This is a genomic window from Streptomyces sp. NPDC003023 (assembly GCF_042888225.1).
Taxonomy (GTDB): domain Bacteria; phylum Actinomycetota; class Actinomycetes; order Streptomycetales; family Streptomycetaceae; genus Streptomyces.
Map to the genome: position 1 here is coordinate 36,768 of NZ_JBIAPL010000006.1, position 17,641 is coordinate 54,408.

Sequence of the window (17,641 nt, forward strand, 5' to 3'; positions counted from 1 at the left end):
CTGGGCGCGTGCTGGACGGCGCGACGGGGCTTGCCGGGAGGGCACCAGGCACGGACGTGGTGTCTCGGCACCGATTCACTTCGGCGGGGGATCAGTCCACCAGGTCCCGCACCACCCCGTCCGCCAGCAGCCGTCCCCGCAGCGTCAGGACCGCGCGGCCCGCGTCGTACGGTCCGGGCTCCAGCAGCCCGTCGGCGAGCGCCCGCCCGGCCGACGCCAGTCCCGCCTCTCGCAGCAGTTCCAGCGGTACGCCCTCCCGCAGCCGCAGCTCCAGCAGGATGCGCTCGACACGGCGGTCCTCGGCCGACAGGAGCTCGCGGCCCGCGCCCGGGGAACGGCCCTTTGCCAGCGCGGCAGCGTACGCACCCGGATGCTTCACGTTCCACCAGCGCACGCCGCCCACATGGCTGTGCGCGCCCGGACCGGCGCCCCACCAGTCGGCTCCCCGCCAGTACAACTCGTTGTGCAGACAGCGGCCCTCGGGCGTCGTGGCCCAGTTGGAGACCTCGTACCAGTCGAAACCCGCGGAGCCGAGCACCTCGTCCGCGATCAGATAGCGGTCGGCGTGGACGTCGTCGTCCGTCATCGGCACCTCGCCGCGGCGGATGCGGCGCGCGAGCTGGGTGCCCTCCTCCACGATCAGCGCGTACGCGGAGATGTGGTCCGGCCCCGCGCCGACCGCGGCCTCCAGCGAGGCCCTCCAGTCGTCGTCGCTCTCACCGGGCGTGCCGTAGATCAGGTCGAGGTTCACATGGTCGAAGCCCGCCGCCCGCGCCTCGCCGACGCACGCCTCGGGCCTGCCGGGCGTGTGGGTGCGGTCGAGCACCTTCAGGACGTGCTGCCGGGCGCTCTGCATACCGAAGGAGACCCGGTTGAAGCCGCCCTCCCGCAGGGCCGCCAGGTACGCCGGGTCGACGGACTCCGGATTCGCCTCAGTGGTCACCTCTGCGTCGTCCGCGAGGGAGAACTCCTGACGGACCACGTCCAGCATCCGTACGAGGTCGTCGGCCGCCAGGAGCGTCGGGGTGCCCCCGCCGACGAAGACGGTTTGCACCGGCCGCGGGTCGTCGCCGAGGACCTTGCGGGCGAGGCGGACCTCGTCCGCGAGCGTCTGCGCGTAGTTGTCGCGGGAGGCGAGCACGCCGCCGGAGCCGCGCAGCTCCGTGGCCGTGTAGGTGTTGAAGTCGCAGTAGCCGCAGCGCGTGGCGCAGTACGGCACATGCAGGTAGAAGGCCAGCGGGCGGGCTTCGGCGCCGTGCAGGGCGGACGCGGGCAGCGCGCCGTCCTCGGGCATGGGCTCGCCGTCAGGCAGTACGGAAGGCATGCCCTCATTGTCCGTCACCCACGGGCACGCCCCGCCTGGAACACCAGCAGCGCCAGATCGTCACCCGGCGGAGTGGGCGCGAACGTGTGCACCGCCGCCCTGATCCGCTCGGCCACGCCCTGCGCCGTGAGACCGGCACACCCGGCGAGGACCACCGCGAGACCGTCCTCGTCGTCGAACATCCGCGGCCCCGAGCGCCGCTCCGTCACCCCGTCGGTGACGCACAGCAGAGTGTCACCGGGCTCCAGGTCGAAGCTGTGGCTCTGGTACGCGACGTCGTCGACGACCCCGAGCAGCACCTGCGGCTCGGCCGGCGTGCGGACGGAGCCGTCGGGGCGCAGCAGCAGCGGCAGGGGGTGCCCGGCGCTGGCCAGGGTGCAGCGGACGCCGCCGTCGCCGGACGACGAGGGCACGACCTCGCCGTAGAGCAGCGACAGGAAGCGGGAGTGCCGGCCTTCCGGCAGGCCGGGCCCGTGGCCGCCGGTGGCCGGCAGCGCCTCCGCCGCCTCCATCGCGTCGTCGAGCAGCAGGCCGTTCAGCCGGTCGAGGACCTGGCCGACCTCGTAGCCCTCGCGGGCGAGCAACCGCAGCCAGGGCCTGGCGAGCCCGGTGACGACGGCGGCCTCCGGGCCGCTGCCCTGTACGTCGCCGAGCATGAAGCACCAGCGGTCGCCGGAACCGGCGGGAAAGACGTCGTAGAAGTCCCCGCCGGCGACACCGTCGTCGCTGGGCTCGTAGACCAGGAACGTGTCGACGCCGGGGATCTGCCCCACCCGGCTGGGGAGCAGGCCGCGCTGGAGGACCCGGCTGATGGTGGCCTGCCGGGTGTACCTGCGGGCGGCGCCCACGGCCAGGGCGACCCGGCGGGCGAAGTCCTCGATCAGCGCGGCCACTTCGGCCGGGACGGACTCGTCGCCGCTCTGCGCCACCAGCAGTACCCCGAGCCTTCCGCCCGCGGTGCTCAGCGGGTACGCCAGGGCGGTGGAGGCATCGATCGGGCCGGCCTGGTCCGCAGGACCCACCGGGCCCGCCAGGTCAGCACGGTCCTGGTCCAGCACATCAGCCGCGTCCGGGTCCGCGGCGGCCGGGAGCCCCTCCCCCGGCTCGTCCCGGGACGCTCCGGCCTCAGCCGCCCGTAGGCCGTGACCGGCGAGGCGATCGGCCGCCTCGGCCGAGCAGGGCGCGACAGCGTCGGGCAGGCCCGCGGTCGCACCGGTGAGGGCCCCGGACGCACCGTCCGTCACCGGGCCCTCCGGCCACGCCACCCGCACCGGGCCGGTGCCCGCCGCGGCCGGCAGCGGCGGTGGCCCGGCGCCCAGCGCCTCCCGCAGCGGCTCCACCCGCGACTCGTCGCTGTGCCACACGCCGACGAGCCGAGGCGCGGTCTTGCCACCGCCGTCCCCCGATCCGCCGCCGTGCCCCTTGGCCCCGCCGTCGAGCCAGATCGCGCACCGGTCGGCGAGCCGCGGCACCAGCAACTGGCCCGCCAGTGCCGCGACCATGTCCTCGTCCAGCTGACCGGCGAGCAGGTCGGACGCCTCCGCGAGGAACGCCGGCGCCCCGCGGCTCACCCAGTCCAGGTCGTCCCGTCCGGCGTTGCCGACCGCCGTGAACACCTCGGAGCCGACAGCCTCATGGCGCTCGGAGAAATCGGTGAACGCGGCGGCGGGCGGCAGGACCTCGCGGCCGTCGAGCGGCAGGCGGGCCCACACCGTCTTGAGCGCGGCGTGGAAGGTCACTCCCCAGCGTTCCGCGAGGGTGGCGACGAGATGGAGGCCGCGGCCGTGGTCGGGAGTGCCCGACCGGTCCGCGCTGTGACTTCCGCCGCTGACTCCGCTCGCGGGATGGTGGTCGGAGACCTCGATCACCACGGCGCCCGGCTCGTCCTGCGTCGTCTCCTCGAAGCGGCAGCGCAGTTCGGCCGCGGTGCCGGCGTGCACGACGGCGTTGGTGACGAGTTCGCTGACGACCACGGCCGCGTCGTCGGCCAGCCGGCCGGTGCGACGGCCGCCGGGCAGGAACCCGAGACCCGTCCATTCGGCGACGGCGTCGCGCACGAAGCGGCGCCCGGCGGCCGGGGCCAGAAGGTTGCCGGGCAGGACGGTGTACGCGACCGGCCCGGAGTCGACCCGTGCCGGTCGCACGGAGGTCGATCGGTTGCCGGTTTCGCGCTGCATCGGAATGGACCCCACGTGCGGCTCCTGATCGGTGCTGGCGGGCGCCGTTCATGACACCGACAGAGTGACAGACCGAGCGCGTCCATAAGCACCGAGTCACCGAAGTGGGTGGAAGGAAACCGGTCGGGGGGAACGAGATGAACGGGCGGGAGCGCCGGAGCGGCTGCCTCGAGAGCCCCTGCCCGGGCCCTTCCGGCATCGCTCCCGCGCTCCCGCCCGGTCACGTGTTTTCTGAGGTCACGCCTCGCGGGAACCCGCGTACATCTCGTCGATCAGGTGCTTGTACTCGCGCTCCACCACCGGGCGCTTGAGCTTGAGGCTGGGCGTCAGCTCGCCGTGCTCGATGTCGAGGTCGCGCGGGAGGAGCCTGAACTTCTTGATGGTCTGCCAGCGCTGGAGACCCTCGTTGAGGCGCTGCACATAGCCCTCGATGAGCTGCTCGGCCTGCGGGGAGGCGACGACCTCCGCGTAGCTCTTGCCGCCGAGGCCGTTCTCCTTGGCCCAGCCGAGGATCGTCGGCTCGTCCAGGGCGATCAGCGCGGTGCAGAAGTTACGGTCCGCGCCGTGCACCAGGATGTTGGATACGAACGGGCACACCGCCTTGAACTGGCCCTCGACCTCGGCCGGCGCGATGTACTTGCCGCCGGAGGTCTTGATCAGGTCCTTCTTGCGGTCCGTGATCCGCAGGTAGCCGTCGGCCGACAGCTCGCCGATGTCGCCGGTGTGGAACCAGCCGTCGGACTCGAGGACTTCGGCCGTCTTCTCGGGCAGCTTGTGGTAGCCCTGCATGATGCCGGGGCCACGGAGGAGGATCTCGCCGTCGTCCGCGATGCGCACCTCACAGCCGGGCAGCGGCTTGCCGACCGTGCCGGTGCGGTAGGCCTCGCCCGGGTTGACGAAGGATGCGGCGCTCGACTCGGTCAGTCCGTAGCCCTCGAGGATGTGGATGCCGGCACCGGCGAAGAAGTAGCCGATGTCGGGTGCGAGCGCGGCGGACCCGGAGACCGCGGCGCGCAGCCTGCCACCGAACGCATCGCGCAGCTTGGAATAGACGAGGGTGTCGGCGACCTTGTGCTTGGCGCTCAGCCCGAAGGGGGCGGAGGCGTTGCCGGTGCGGCGGAAGTTGTCCTGGGTGACCTTCGCGTATTCGCGGGCGACGCCGGCCGCCCACTGGAAGATCTTGTACTTGGCGCCGCCGCCGGCCCGGGCCTTGGCCGCGACTCCGTTGTAGACCTTCTCGAAGATGCGGGGTACGGCCGCCATGTAGGTCGGCTGGACGACCGGAAGGTTCTCGATGATCTTGTCCACGCGGCCGTCGACCGCCGTGACATGGCCGACCTCGATCTGTCCGGAGGTCAGCACCTTGCCGAAGACATGGGCGAGGGGCAGCCAGAGATACTGCACGTCGTCCTTGGTGACCAGCCCGGTCGCGGCGATGGCCTTCGCCATGTAGGACCAGTTGTCGTGCGGCAGCCGCACGCCCTTGGGCCGACCGGTGGTGCCCGAGGTGTAGATGAGCGTCGCCAGCTGGTCGGACGTGATCGCCGCGACCCGCTCCTTGACGGCCTCCGGGTTCCTGGCGAGGTACTTCGCGCCACGGGCCTCGAGATCGGCGAGGGTGACGACCCAGCCCTCCGGGTCGGCGGCGTCCGGCTCCACGCCCTCCGGGTCGATGACGACCACGTGCTTCAGCTCCGGCAGATCGGCACGCTTCTCGCGTGCCTTCGCCAGCTGGGAGGCGTCCTCCGCGATGAGCACCCGGCTCTCGGAGTCGGAGAGGATGTACGCCGACTCCTCGGCGTTGGTGGACGGGTAGACCGTCGTGGTGGCGCCGCCGGCGCACATCACTCCGAGGTCGGCGAGGATCCACTCGACACGGGTGGAGGAGGCGAGCGCGACCCGCTCCTCGGCGCCCACCCCGAGGTCGATCAGTCCGGCGGCAATGGCGTGGACCCGCTCGGCGGCCTGCCCCCAGCTCAGGGACTTCCAGTCGTCGGGACCCGAGCCTGAGGCGGCGGGCACCGGATAGCGGTAGGCCTCGCCGTCCGGCGTGGCTGCCACGCGCTCGGTGAAGAGGGTCGCCACCGAGGGCGGCCGGTTCTCGATCAGGGTCTGGGTTTCGCTCACGACGTCCTCCGGGCCGGCGGCAGCACTGCACGACTGACTGGTTGTTTAACTGGCGAGTAACCTTCGAGTCGTGCTCAGGGTAAAGCCCGTTCGACCGGCGCGTAAGTGCCTGCGGGCCGCCGCTTCATAACGAACGGAACGCGGATCCACCGCTTGGAGCAGCGGATCAATGCAACAAGCACATACCGATTGGTACGGTTCCGCAAGACCGAAAAGCGCCCATCCCTGAACGGGACGGGCGCTTTTGGGAACCCAGCGTGACGCGGCGGCTACTTCTTGCTCTTGCCGCCTTCGTCGCTGGAGAGCACCGCGATGAAGGCCTCCTGCGGGACCTCCACGGAACCCACCATCTTCATCCGCTTCTTGCCCTCCTTCTGCTTCTCCAGCAGCTTCCGCTTACGGGAGATGTCGCCGCCGTAGCACTTGGCGAGGACGTCCTTGCGGATGGCGCGGATGGTCTCGCGGGCGATGACCCGCGAACCGATGGCCGCCTGGATCGGCACCTCGAAGGCCTGCCGCGGAATCAGCTCCCGCAGCTTGGCGACGAGCCGCACGCCGTACGCGTAGGCGGCGTCCTTGTGGGTGATGGCCGAGAAGGCGTCGACCTTGTCGCCGTGCAGCAGGATGTCGACCTTGACCAGGCTGGAGGCCTGCTCGCCGGTGGGCTCGTAGTCGAGGGACGCGTAACCGCGTGTCTTGGACTTCAACTGGTCGAAGAAGTCGAAGACGATCTCGGCGAGCGGCAGGGTGTAGCGGATCTCGACCCGGTCCTCGGAGAGGTAGTCCATGCCGAGCAGGGTGCCCCGGCGGGTCTGGCACAGCTCCATGATCGAGCCGATGAACTCGCTGGGCGCCAGGATCGTGGCGCGCACCACCGGCTCGTGGACCTCGTCGATCTTGCCCTCGGGGAACTCGCTCGGGTTGGTGACCGTGTGCTCCGTGCCGTCCTCCATGGTCACGCGGTAGACCACGTTCGGGGCGGTGGCGATCAGGTCCAGGCCGAACTCGCGCTCCAGCCGCTCCCGGATCACGTCCAGGTGCAGCAGACCGAGGAAGCCCACGCGGAAGCCGAAGCCGAGCGCCGCGGAGGTCTCCGGCTCGTACACCAGCGCGGCATCGTTGAGCTGGAGCTTGTCCAGGGCGTCACGCAGCTCCGGGTAGTCGCTGCCGTCCAGCGGATACAGGCCCGAGAAGACCATCGGCTTCGGGTCCTTGTACCCGCCGAGGGCTTCGGTGGCTCCCTTGTGCAGGCTGGTGATCGTGTCACCGACCTTGGACTGGCGGACGTCCTTCACACCGGTGATGAGGTAACCCACCTCGCCGACGCCGAGACCGTCGGCCGGCAGCATCTCCGGCGAGTTGGTGCCGATCTCCAGCAGCTCGTGCGTGGCGTTGGTGGACATCATCCGGATCCGCTCACGCTTGTTGAGCTGTCCGTCGATGACACGCACGTACGTCACGACACCGCGGTACGAGTCGTAGACGGAGTCGAAGATCATCGCGCGGGCGGGGGCGTCCGCGACACCCACCGGGGCCGGGACGTCCTTGACCACCCGGTCCAGCAGCGCCTCGACACCCAGACCGGTCTTGGCGGACACCCTGAGCACGTCGTCAGGGTCGCAGCCGACCAGGTTCGCCAGCTCCTCCGCGAACTTCTCCGGCTGGGCGGCCGGCAGGTCGATCTTGTTGAGCACCGGGACGATCGTCAGGTCGTTCTCCATCGCCAGGTACAGGTTGGCGAGGGTCTGTGCCTCGATGCCCTGAGCCGCGTCGACCAGCAGGACCGTGCCCTCGCAGGCCGCCAGGGACCGGGACACCTCATAGGTGAAGTCGACGTGCCCGGGGGTGTCGATCATGTTGAGGATGTGGGTCGTCCCCTGACCCTCACCCTCGGTGGGGGCCCAGGGCAGACGGACCGCCTGGGACTTGATCGTGATGCCGCGCTCGCGCTCGATGTCCATCCGGTCGAGGTACTGGGCGCGCATCTGCCGCTGTTCGACCACACCCGTCAGCTGGAGCATCCGGTCGGCAAGGGTCGACTTGCCGTGGTCGATGTGCGCGATGATGCAGAAGTTGCGGATCAGAGCCGGGGCGGTACGGCTCGGCTCGGGCACGTTGGTAGGAGTCGCGGGCACGCAGGGTCCTGATTCTTTGGCAGACGCCGGGTCGGTGAGCTCGACTCGGGCACGGCTCGGGTCGATGTCGGATCGATACGTAAGCTCCATGGTCCCATGGAGCGGGGACTGTGCCCGGTTTGGGCCGCCCGAGGGACGGCTGGTAGCCTGAGCAGCTGTGTCTCGTGCCCTCCCTCTCTGGGCGCGCCTCCCACACCCTGAGGGCTGCGGGAAAAGGGACACACACTCGAAGATCATCGATCCTGAAAAGGCTCTTTCGTGGCGAACATCAAGTCCCAGATCAAGCGGAACAAGACGAACGAGAAGGCGCGCCTGCGCAACAAGGCCGTCAAGTCTTCGCTCAAGACCTCGATCCGCAAGGCCCGTGAGGCTGTCGCCACTGGCGACGTCGAGCAGGCGACCGTGGCGGCCCGTGCCGCCTCCCGCCAGCTGGACAAGGCCGTCTCCAAGGGCGTCATCCACAAGAACGCCGCCGCCAACAAGAAGTCGGCGCTGGCTTCCAAGGTTGCCTCCCTCCAGGGCTGAGCACTGATGTGATCGCCGGAAGGGATTCAGCGGGCCCTCTCATCCGCTCCTGACCGGCACCCCAAGCGCCGCACGCGGCCTGCGTTCGCCACGCGGGTGCGGCGCACCAGAGCTCGACGCGAAGGCCCCGGCCACCGTCCTTCCCCAGGACGGCGACCGGGGCCTTCGCCATGCACCGCGGCGGGGCGCCCTCTAGCGGGGCGGTGCCCTGCGCGGGCCCGAACAGAGCCCGTCGTGGTCCGGCGACCAGGGGCCCCGGGGCCGGTCGGCATCCGCCCTGTGCGCCGACGGGGCTCAGCAGCCGGGACGGCCGCGCGGGCCGGGAGCCGTAAGCGACCCGGCCCGCGCGGGCCGGTATCCGTCAGCAGCACGGACGGCGCGGGACGGTATCCGTCAGCAGCACGGACGGCGCGGGACGGGAAGTCGGCGGCCCGGAACCCGGGCGGGGCGGCATTCGTCAGCGGCCCGAGCGGGCGGCCATCGCGATCGCCACCACGGCCTTCTCCAACGCGTACGCCGGGTCGTCGCCGCCGCCCTTGACGCCCGCGTCCGCCTCAGCCACCGCCCGCAGCGCCACGGCCACACCGTCGGGGGTCCAGCCGCGCATCTGCTGGCGGACACGGTCGATCTTCCACGGCGGCATGCCGAGCTCTCGCGCCAGATCGGCCGGCCTGCCGCCCCGCGCGGACGACAGCTTGCCGATCGCCCGTACGCCCTGCGCCAGCGCGCTGGTGATCAGCAGGGGCGCGACTCCCGTCGACAGGGACCAGCGCAATGCCTCCAGCGCCTCCGCCGCCCTGCCCTCCACCGCCCGGTCGGCGACGTTGAAGCTCGACGCCTCCGCACGGCCCGTGTAGTAGCGGCCGACGACCGCCTCGTCGACGGTTCCCTCCACATCCGACGTCAGCTGTGAAACCGCCGAAGCCAGCTCGCGCAGATCGCTGCCGATGGAGTCGACGAGGGCCTGGCAGGCTTCCGGCGTGGCGGACCTGCCCAGCGCGCGGAACTCGGAGCGCACGAAGCCCAGCCGCTCCGCGGGCTTGGTCGTCTTGGGGCAGGCGACCTCACGCGCTCCCGCCTTACGGGCCGCGTCGAGCAGGGCCTTGCCTTTGGCACCACCGGGATGCAGCAGCACGAGGATGATCTCCTCGGCCGGTGCCGCGATATACGCCTTGACGTCCTTGACCGTGTCGGCGGAGAGGTCCTGCGCATTGCGCACGACCACCACCTTGCGCTCGGCGAAGAGCGACGGACTGGTCAGCTCCGCGAGGGTGCCCGGCTGGAGCTGGTCGGCGGTGAGGTCGCGTACGTCGGTGTCCGGGTCTGCGGCCCGCGCCGCCGCCACCACCTGCTGAACGGCACGGTCGAGGAGCAGGTCCTCCTGGCCCACGGCAAGCGTCACGGGGGCGAGCGGATCGTCGGTCGAATTCTTGGTGGCCATCGCGCACCAGCATCCCACGCGCCACCGACAGCCCCCGCGAAACCCGGGGCCCGGTCACTTTGCCGCCGGCGGCGGGAGGAGCATAAGCGGTCCCGGCCCCGGCTGCGGTCAGTGTGCCTCGCGCCATCCGTCCCAGTCGGAGACGAACTCGTCGAGTGCGGCGGCGTCCAGCCTGCTCTCCGGGTCCTCGACGACCACCAGCCACTGCGCGTCCTCGGCGTCGTCCTCACCGGCCAGCGCGTCCCGCACCAACTGGGGCTCCTCGGCCACCGGGAAGTGGTCGCCGATCGTCTCGGCCACTTCTTCCGCCGCGTCACGGTCGGGCAGCACCAGAACATGTCTCACATCGCTCACCGCCATATTGTGCCGGGGCCCGTCGGCCCGGCGTCACGGCGGCCTGCGGGTTCCGCCGTCAGCGCGGGACCGGCCGGACCTCCGGCACCCGGTCGAGTTCCAGGCCGAAGTGACCGCGGTAGGCAGCGAGCACCTCGTCGTCGCTGTCCAGTGGCCGCTCCCGCCGTTCCCCGCCCTCGGTCGTGACGAGACTGCGGCCGGTCAGCGTGACGCGGCCCTTCTCGGTCAGCCGTGAGCAGACCAGCGAGCGGGTGAAGTGCGAGGCGGGCGAGGTGCGGTGCCACCAGGCACCGGCCTCGAAATCCGGCAGCTCACGCGGCCTGGTGTCCAGCCGGAACTGGGGCTTGCCGTCCCTGAGCACGTCGAGGTCCCCGTAGCCCGTCTCGACGATGCGGAACGTCCCCGCCGGGTCGGCCTGCTCACCCCGCTCGGCGAGGGCGAGTGGATGGTGGCTGTGGTCGCCGAACCCGACGTCCGCCAGCCACGGCCCTGTACCGTCCACGGTCTCCACCCGCAGCGCCATGTGGTCGTACGGGATGCCCAGCCGGCCGCCGTCGCCGTAGACCCTGGCCTGGAGCAGTGTCACGCCGAAGCCGAGGCCGCGCAGCAACGCGGCGAAGGCCCCGTTGAGTTCGTAGCAGAAGCCGCCGCGGCGTGCCGCGACGATCTTCTCGAGGAGCGGCGCGTCCTCCAGCACGAGAGGCTCGCCGAGGTGGATCGACAGGTTCTCGAACGGCACGGAGAGCAGGTGCCGCAGCTGGAGCTCCCGGAGCGCGGCGGCGTCGGCGCGCCCGGGGCGTCCGCTGCCGATGCGAGCCAGGTACGCGTCGACCGACGGCGGAGCGGTGCCGCCGCGCGGGGAGGCGGACGGTTCGGCGGACGGGGGAGCGTCGGACGAGGTCGGCGGTGTGTCCATGCACGCAGTCTCCTGCGCGATCGACCGCCGTGCCAGGCGTCGTTGGTCCTGGGCCCGGTCCTAGGTCCGATGGCGGAGAGCCCTCCGTCGTGGGCCCGACGCGACACGGTGCCGGCTCCCCGTAGCGTGCGGCCATGACGACTCGGGAGCCGGCGCGAAGCCGGGAAGAGCGCCGGCAGGACACCGTCGCAAGGCTCGTGGAGGACAAGGACGCCTGGGTCGCCACGGCCTCACCGGACGGACAGCCGTGCTTGATGCCCCTGTCGTTCGTCTGGGACGGCGCGACTCTGCTGATGTGCACCCGGCGCACCAATCCGACGGCGCGCAACCTGGTGCCACGAGGCGAGGTCGCGGTGACCCTCGGCCATACCCGTGACGTCGTGCATGTCGAGGGAACGGCCGAGGTGGTCGAGGGGTCCGCGCTGTCCGCAGCATCCGCCGACGCGTTCGCGGCGAAGCTCAAGTGGGATCCCCGGGACCGGCAGCCCTGGGTGTATCTGCGCATCACTCCTCATGTCGTCAAGGCATGGCGTGAGGTGAACGAACTGCCGGACCGGGTGATCATGCGGGACGGCCGCTGGCTCGACTGACGAGCGTGGCCACGCTCCCGCGTCCGATGCGGCGCTCGTTCCCCCTCCTTGTCCCTCCCTCCCCGCCCCTCCCACCCCTCCCGCCTCCCTTCCTATGCCGCTCCCTCTCATCCGGAGCCGCGCGCGACGGCCCTCAGGTCGTCCCCGGCGCCCAGGACCGCGATGGCCCCGTCCCGGTCCGTACGGAGCACGAGCGCGCCCTGCGCCCGCAGGGCGCCGACCGTGCGGGGTGCCGGGTGGCCGTACGGGTTCTCCCTTCCGCAGCTGATCAGCGCCAGCCGGGGCCGGGCACCGGCCAGCAGGGCCGGGTCCTGGTACGCCGACCCGTGGTGGGCGACCTTGAGGACGTCGACCGCGGGGAGCATCGGATGAGCCCGCATCAGCCGCCGTTGGGACGGCGGTTCGAGGTCCCCGAGGAGCAGCGTCGACAGACCGCCCGCCGCCCGGACGAGCAGCGCGACACTCGCGTCGTTGGGGCCCTGGGGCACGGCGCCCCGTGACAGGTCGGGCCACAGGACCTGCCAGGTGAGCAGCCCTGCGCGGCGCCGCTCCCCCGGTATCGCGTGGATCACCGGCACGCCGGCCGCGGCCGCCGTGCGACGGACGAACGCCACCTGCCACGGCGGTTCCTCGAAGGCGGTCGTCTGGATCGCTCCCACCGTCCGGCCGCGCAGCACTCCGGCCAGGCCGGCGACATGGTCGGCATGGAAGTGGGTCACCAGCAGCAGCGGGATCTCGCTGACACCCAGTTCGCTCAGACAGCGGTCTGTGAGCCGCGGGTCCGGCCCCGCGTCCACGACGACGGCCGCGCCGTCACCTGCCGCGAGCACCATGGCGTCGCCCTGTCCCACGTCGCACATCACCATCGCCCAGCCGGGCGGCGGCCAGCCCGTGAGGCGCTCGGTCAGTGGGGCGGGACGCACCACGGCGAGCAGGAGCAGCAGCCCGCAGAGGGCGGCCGCCCAGGGATGCCGTATCAGCCTCCGGACCAGGAGGAGGATCACGCCGGTGAGCGCCGCGAGCAGCAGTCCGCCGGGCCAGCCGCCAGGCCATTCGATCTGGGCGCCGGGCAGGGAGGCCCCGGCGCGTGCCACCGTGGCGATCCAGCCGGCCGGCCATCCGGCGCAGTGTGCCAGCAGCTCGGCGACCGGCATGGCCGACGGCGCCGCGGCCAAGGCGGCGAATCCGAGGACGGTCGCCGGGGCGACGGCGAGTTCGGTGACGAGGTTGCAGGGGATGGCGACCAGACTGACCCTCGCCGCGAAGACCGCCACCACGGGGGCGCAGACCGCCTGTGCCGCGGCTGCCGCCGCCAGGGCCTCGGCGAGCCTGCGCGGCACCCGGCGCCGCTGGAGCGCCTCGCTCCAGCGCGGGCCGATCGTGAGCAGCGAACCGGTGGCGAGGACGGACAGCAGGAAGCCGTAACTACGCGCCAGCCACGGGTCGTAGAGGACGAGCAGCAGGACGGCGGCGGCCAGCGCGGGGATGAGCGACCTGCGCCGTCCGGTGCCGATGGCCAGCAGGGTGATGAGCCCGCACGCCGCTGCCCGCAGCACACTGGGCTCCGGTCGGCACACGATCACGAAGGCGAGTGTGAGCGCGCCGCCGGCAAGCGCCGTCCCCCGCAGTGTGATGCCCAACCGGGGAGCCAGCCCGCGCCGTTCGGCCAGCAGGGCCGTGCCTGGCGGTCCGATCAGCAGGATGAGGACGATGGTGAGGTTGCTGCCTGATACGGCGAGGAGATGGGTCAGGTCGGTCGCCTCGAAGGCGTCCTGCAGGTCGGCCGGGATGCGTGAGGTGTCGCCGACGACCAGCCCCGGCAGCAGGGCACGGGCGTCCGGCGCCAGGCCGTCGGTTGCCTCGCGCAATCCGGCACGCAGGTCGCCGGCGACACGTTGCAGGGCGTTCGGCGGGGCGACGGTGAGGGGCGGACCGCCGTCGGCTCTCAGCACGGCCGCGAACGGGTCGTCCGGGCGCAGTGGCGGCGCGAGACGGCCGCCCACTCTCAGCCGTGTCGAGGGGAGGATCCGCTGCCAGGCCGCAGCCGCTTCGCCCGGGGACACGAGCAGCAGGACCGGGGTCCGGGTCGCGGTGACGGCTTCGCCGGGTGCGGTGACCCGGGTCGCGTCGGCGTTCAGCACGAGTCCGGGCGGTGCGGCCCGCTCGCCCACGACCTTGGAACGGGTGGGCCGCGGGTCGGAGGTGACGGTCAGCTCGAGTGTGACGCGGGCGTGCCGGTCCGCCAGATCGGGCAGCGGTCCACGGCTCAGGTCCGCCGCGTGCAACCCGGCGGAGGCGGCCCCCGCCGCGGCGCACAGCCCGACGGCGGCGAGGACGGTGGCGCTCCGCGGCCACCAACGGGCGCGGGGCGCGGCGGTGGACGGTGGTGCGGCGCACCGCCTGGACACCGGTGGTGCGGCAGCACGGCGCACCCGGCGCCGTACGGCCGCTTCCCGCAGCGGGAGCAGGGCCACGGCCACCAGGCAGATCGCCACACCGGCTGCCGTCCACCGGCCGGGCGTTCCCAGGGCAAGGGCGGACGCCGCCCAGGCCGCCAGCACGGGAGGTACGAGCCGCAGATCGGCCGGGCCGTCCTGGCGCGGGTCGGCGGCGCCGAGTCTGTGCCCTGCCCCTGCGTGGATCGCCACCCGGGTCATGGCCGCACCAGATTCCGGAGGTCCTCGAACCGGCGGTCACCGATCCCGTTGACGTCACGCAGTTCGTCGACCGAACGGAAGCCACCATGCTGTGTGCGGTGCTCGACGATGTGCTGCGCGAGCACCGGGCCGACTCCCGGCAGTGCCTCCAGTTGCTCCGTCGTGGCCGAGTTGAGGCTGATCGGCCGGGCGGCGGCCGCGGGACCGGACGCCGGAGCTCCTGTGACCCCGGTCGACGCCGGTGGGGCGGGGACGCCCACGACGACCTGTTCCCCGTCCATGAGCACCCGTGCCCGGTTGAGCCCGGTCAGGTCGGTGCCTTCCTTCACGCCTCCGGCTGCCGCGAGAGCGTCGGCGACTCTTGATCCGGGCGGCAGTTCGAGCACCCCCGGACGCCGCACCTTCCCGCTCACGTCGATGACGATCGGGGCCGCCTGCCGGGGCTCGGCGGGTGTCGCCCCGGGCGAGGGCGACGGTTCCGCCGCGGGGCCCTCGGGGACCGATACCGGTTGGGCGGCTCCGTGCCGGACCAGGTCGGGTGCGCGTACGGTCTGCGGCCGGCCCGTCCAGAAGTGCTGAGCCGCGAAGACGGCCGCCGCCACGAGGACCACGGCAAGCGCGGCAAGGGTCCTCGGCTCGAGCCCGCATCTCAACTGGACCCACACCGGCAGCCGGTCCCGCAGGGCGAGCCGCAGGCGCGGCAGTGTCCCGTGCCCGGATGCCTCCGTGTCGGTGGCGGGCCCGACGGCGTCCGGCCCGTCTCGGCCGTCGCAGGGGAGCGCAGCCGGTGAGGGTGAGGGTGACGGTGGCGGCCTGCGGGCGGTGGACTCCGGCGGCCAGGGCGGTGCCGCTGCTCGTACCCGGCCGCCGGCGCTGCTCCGCCCCGGCCCCGTGCCCGCCCCCGCACGCCGTCCCCGCGCATCATGGCCCGGCGCCCCAGGCGGGTCCGGTGCCGTCGCGGACGCGCTCGGCAGCGGCGTCGGACGTGGCACTGTGCGCGCGCCAGGAAGCGCAGCCGCCTCGGGGCGCCCGTCGTCGGCGCCCTCGGCACGCACACCCGCGCCCACTGTGTGCGGCCCGGCCGCGAACAGGGCGTCGGCCCGTCGGCGCAGGGCTGTCGCCTGTGCCGTCGGCGCGCGCCCTCCACGCAGCCGAACGGCTCGTAAGCCGCGCGGGTCCCCTCCCGGACCACGGCCGGGACGAACGCCTGCATCCGCGCCGGGCGCCGCCCCGTGCACCTGCCCCTGCCGCTGCCCCTGCCCCTGCCCCTGCCGCTGCCCCTGCGTACGGTCCGGCGCGTGCACCGGCTGATACACGGGCACGCGCCGCCGGACATGGCCGGGACCGTCCCCGTCGCGGAGGCCGTGACCATGGCGTGCGCGGCTGTCGGAGGCCGGGGCGCGGCCCGGGCCACTGGTTGCGTAACGTGATCGAAGAGCCATGCCACAGGACGGTAGGCACGATTGCCCGGACCTGCTGATCATGCTCAATTCCGGTGGAAAACGAACCCGTTGTGCATAACTCGCTCACCCTCGCGGGTGAGTGGCGCCGACTGCCTCAGCGCGGTGACACCACGACGCCCAGCAGCCCCGGCCCCGTGTGCGCCCCGATCACCGCGCCCACCTCGCTGACGTGCAGGTCGGCCAGTCCCGGTACGCGCTCGCGCAGCCGGTCGGACAGCGCCGCGGCCCGTTCCGGCGCCGCCAGGTGGTGGACCGCGATGTCCACCGGCGCGGTGCCGGCCTGCTCGGCGACGATCTCCTCGAGCCGGGCGATGGCCTTCGACGCCGTGCGCACCCGCTCCAGCATGTCGATGCGGCCCTCGTTCAGCTGGAGCAGCGGCTTCACCGCGAGCGCGGAGCCGAGCAGTGCCTGCGCGGCGCCGATCCGGCCTCCGCGGCGCAGGTAGTCGAGCGTGTCGACGTAGAAGTACGCGGATGTGCCCTCCGCCCGCTTCTCTGCCGCGGCCACCGCCTCGTCCAGCGAACCGCCCGCCTCGGACACCTCCGCGGCCGCCAGCGCACAGAATCCCAGGGCCATGGCGATCATTCCGGTGTCGACGACCCGCACCGGCACGGGCGCCTCCCTGGCGGCCAGCGCCGCCGCGTCGTACGTCCCGGACAGTTCCGAGGAGAGGTGCAGCGAGACGATTGCCGTGGCACCGGCGTCCGCGGCGGCCCGGTAGGCACGGCTGAACATTTCGGGGCTGGGTCGGGATGTCGTGACCGGACGCCGTTTCTGCAGGGCCACCGCGAGCGAGCGGGCCGAGATCTCGGTGCCCTCCTCCAGCGCCTGGTCCCCGAGCACGACGGTCAGTGGTACCGCCGTGATGCCGTGCCGTTCCATCGCCGTTGGCGGCAGGTAGGCCGTTGAATCGGTGACGATCGCGACATGGCGGGACATGAGCGGGAGGTTACCCGCAGGCGACGCCCTACGGCAGCCCGACCCCGTCCGCACGTCATGCCGACGTTTCCGCCGGGGCGGGGAGGCGTCAGTTCGTGGCCTCGGGGCGGGCGGCCTTCTGCCAGGGGTACGCGGTCCCGAGCCGCGGGTCCCGAGCGGTGATCGCCTGCGGCCGGCCGGGGGTCTCCGCATCCGGTTCCGGCCATGTCCGCGCGCCCGCGTCCGCCTGGGTGGCCTGCGCGCTCCCGGGCTCCGGGACCTCCGGCCACGGTGCCGGTTCGGCGCTTCCGCCGCCCGTGACCGAACCGCCCGTGACCGAACCGTCCGTGGCCGAGCCGTTCACAGCCGAGCCGGCCGCACCGCCGGCGGCCGAGTGGCCCGTGGGCGAGCCGTCCGCGCCGTCGACGGCCGACCAGTGCCGCAGCGCCCCTGCCTCCATGTCGATCTGTGCGCTCAGCGCGTCCAGATCGTCCTCGGCGAACTTCTGTGCCCGGTCCCGTGCCGCCCAGCGCAGCGATTCCGCGGAGTGCGTGATCCGTTCCGTACGCTCGCGCAGGCCGGGCATCAGCGAGGCGACCGTGGCGCGGTCGGGTTCCCGTTCCAGCCGCCTGAGTTCGGCGTCCAGCTCGTGCCCGTGGGCGCTGAGCCGCTGGAAGAGAGCCAGTGACTCGGACAGAGAGGCGTCCTCCGCCGCACCGGCGTTGAGCGCCTCCTGGGTCGCCCTCATCGACGTACGCAGCTTCAGGCGCAGCTGCGCGAGTTCACCGGAGACGCCGACCTGCCCGTAGCTCTTCGCACGCAGCGTGGTGTCCTCGACGGTCCGCCGCGCCTGGGTGACGGTGCGCTCCACCCCGCGCTTGGCGGCCTTGACGGCCTTCACGCCCGCATACACGCCCAGCGCCACGAAGGCGAGGAAGAGCAGCGCAAGGATCGTGATCGCGGTTGCCATGTGCGCCCTCCGGGGCTGTCGGTGGTACTCCCACGGTAAACGA

Annotated in this window: 13 protein-coding genes; 2 read left to right on the plus strand and 11 right to left on the minus strand. The window is 72.4% G+C overall.

Annotated features, from left to right (window positions below; genetic code table 11):
- Positions 1 to 91: 91 nt before the first annotated feature.
- The 4 genes from hemW to lepA form a co-directional block, all read right to left on the minus strand.
- Positions 92 to 1,324, minus strand: coding sequence for a radical SAM family heme chaperone HemW (hemW, locus tag ACFYV1_RS20545; protein WP_389396951.1), 1,233 nt, complete (start codon positions 1,322 to 1,324; stop codon positions 92 to 94).
- Positions 1,325 to 1,338: 14 nt separating this feature from the next.
- Positions 1,339 to 3,501, minus strand: a complete 2,163-nt coding sequence (locus tag ACFYV1_RS20550) for a SpoIIE family protein phosphatase (protein ID WP_389397287.1) — start codon at positions 3,499 to 3,501, stop codon at positions 1,339 to 1,341.
- Positions 3,502 to 3,738: 237 nt separating this feature from the next.
- Positions 3,739 to 5,628, minus strand: coding sequence for an AMP-dependent synthetase/ligase (locus ACFYV1_RS20555; RefSeq protein ID WP_389396952.1), 1,890 nt, complete (start codon positions 5,626 to 5,628; stop codon positions 3,739 to 3,741).
- Positions 5,629 to 5,897: 269 nt separating this feature from the next.
- Entirely contained in the window at positions 5,898 to 7,763 is a 1,866-nt protein-coding gene (lepA, locus tag ACFYV1_RS20560) for a translation elongation factor 4 (RefSeq protein WP_389396953.1), read from the minus strand.
- A gap of 258 nt (positions 7,764 to 8,021) precedes the next feature.
- Between lepA and rpsT the strand changes: the two genes are divergently transcribed.
- On the plus strand, positions 8,022 to 8,288 hold the full coding sequence (rpsT, locus tag ACFYV1_RS20565) for a 30S ribosomal protein S20 (protein WP_389396954.1): 267 nt from the start codon (positions 8,022 to 8,024) through the stop codon (positions 8,286 to 8,288).
- A gap of 457 nt (positions 8,289 to 8,745) precedes the next feature.
- Here the strand turns inward: rpsT and holA are convergent, their stop codons facing one another.
- From holA to ACFYV1_RS20580, 3 genes are all read right to left on the minus strand, one after another.
- Entirely contained in the window at positions 8,746 to 9,729 is a 984-nt protein-coding gene (gene holA, locus ACFYV1_RS20570) for a DNA polymerase III subunit delta (protein WP_389396955.1), read from the minus strand.
- A 108-nt stretch (positions 9,730 to 9,837) separates the two neighbouring features.
- Positions 9,838 to 10,083 (minus strand): hypothetical protein, encoded by a 246-nt coding sequence (locus tag ACFYV1_RS20575; RefSeq protein WP_389396956.1) that lies wholly within the window; start codon positions 10,081 to 10,083, stop codon positions 9,838 to 9,840.
- 58 nt (positions 10,084 to 10,141) lie between these two features.
- Positions 10,142 to 10,999 (minus strand): arylamine N-acetyltransferase, encoded by an 858-nt coding sequence (locus ACFYV1_RS20580; RefSeq protein WP_389396957.1) that lies wholly within the window; start codon positions 10,997 to 10,999, stop codon positions 10,142 to 10,144.
- Between the two features lie 134 nt (positions 11,000 to 11,133).
- Between ACFYV1_RS20580 and ACFYV1_RS20585 the strand changes: the two genes are divergently transcribed.
- Positions 11,134 to 11,589, plus strand: a complete 456-nt coding sequence (locus ACFYV1_RS20585) for a pyridoxamine 5'-phosphate oxidase family protein (protein WP_389396958.1) — start codon at positions 11,134 to 11,136, stop codon at positions 11,587 to 11,589.
- A gap of 107 nt (positions 11,590 to 11,696) precedes the next feature.
- On the opposite strand, the gene ACFYV1_RS20590 is transcribed toward ACFYV1_RS20585, so the two are convergent.
- The 4 genes from ACFYV1_RS20590 to ACFYV1_RS20605 form a co-directional block, all read right to left on the minus strand.
- On the minus strand, positions 11,697 to 14,246 hold the full coding sequence (locus tag ACFYV1_RS20590; RefSeq protein WP_389396959.1) for a ComEC/Rec2 family competence protein: 2,550 nt from the start codon (positions 14,244 to 14,246) through the stop codon (positions 11,697 to 11,699).
- The gene (locus ACFYV1_RS20595; RefSeq protein WP_389396960.1) at positions 14,243 to 14,911 is read right to left on the minus strand and encodes a helix-hairpin-helix domain-containing protein; all 669 of its coding nucleotides are present in this window, start codon (positions 14,909 to 14,911) and stop codon (positions 14,243 to 14,245) included. The genes ACFYV1_RS20590 and ACFYV1_RS20595 overlap by 4 nt, the downstream gene beginning before the upstream one ends.
- Positions 14,912 to 15,803: 892 nt before the next feature.
- Complete coding sequence (locus ACFYV1_RS20600; protein WP_389396961.1) at positions 15,804 to 16,649, minus strand: DegV family protein; 846 nt, start codon at positions 16,647 to 16,649, stop codon at positions 15,804 to 15,806.
- Between the two features lie 88 nt (positions 16,650 to 16,737).
- A complete protein-coding gene (locus ACFYV1_RS20605) occupies positions 16,738 to 17,598 on the minus strand; it encodes a hypothetical protein (RefSeq protein ID WP_389396962.1) in 861 nt (286 codons plus the stop codon).
- Between the last annotated feature and the right edge of the window lie 43 nt (positions 17,599 to 17,641).

Bases quoted from the DNA above. Each gene is read 5' to 3' on its own strand.
- ACFYV1_RS20605 (WP_389396962.1), bottom strand. From the start codon at position 17,598: ATGGCAACCGCGATCACGATCCTTGCGCTGCTCTTCCTCGCCTTCGTG.
- ACFYV1_RS20580 (WP_389396957.1), bottom strand. From the start codon at position 10,999: ATGGACACACCGCCGACCTCGTCCGACGCTCCCCCGTCCGCCGAACCG.
- ACFYV1_RS20550 (WP_389397287.1), bottom strand. From the start codon at position 3,501: ATGCAGCGCGAAACCGGCAACCGATCGACCTCCGTGCGACCGGCACGG.
- holA (WP_389396955.1), bottom strand. From the start codon at position 9,729: ATGGCCACCAAGAATTCGACCGACGATCCGCTCGCCCCCGTGACGCTT.
- ACFYV1_RS20585 (WP_389396958.1), top strand. From the start codon at position 11,134: ATGACGACTCGGGAGCCGGCGCGAAGCCGGGAAGAGCGCCGGCAGGAC.
- ACFYV1_RS20600 (WP_389396961.1), bottom strand. From the start codon at position 16,649: ATGTCCCGCCATGTCGCGATCGTCACCGATTCAACGGCCTACCTGCCG.
- ACFYV1_RS20590 (WP_389396959.1), bottom strand. From the start codon at position 14,246: ATGACCCGGGTGGCGATCCACGCAGGGGCAGGGCACAGACTCGGCGCC.
- hemW (WP_389396951.1), bottom strand. From the start codon at position 1,324: ATGCCTTCCGTACTGCCTGACGGCGAGCCCATGCCCGAGGACGGCGCG.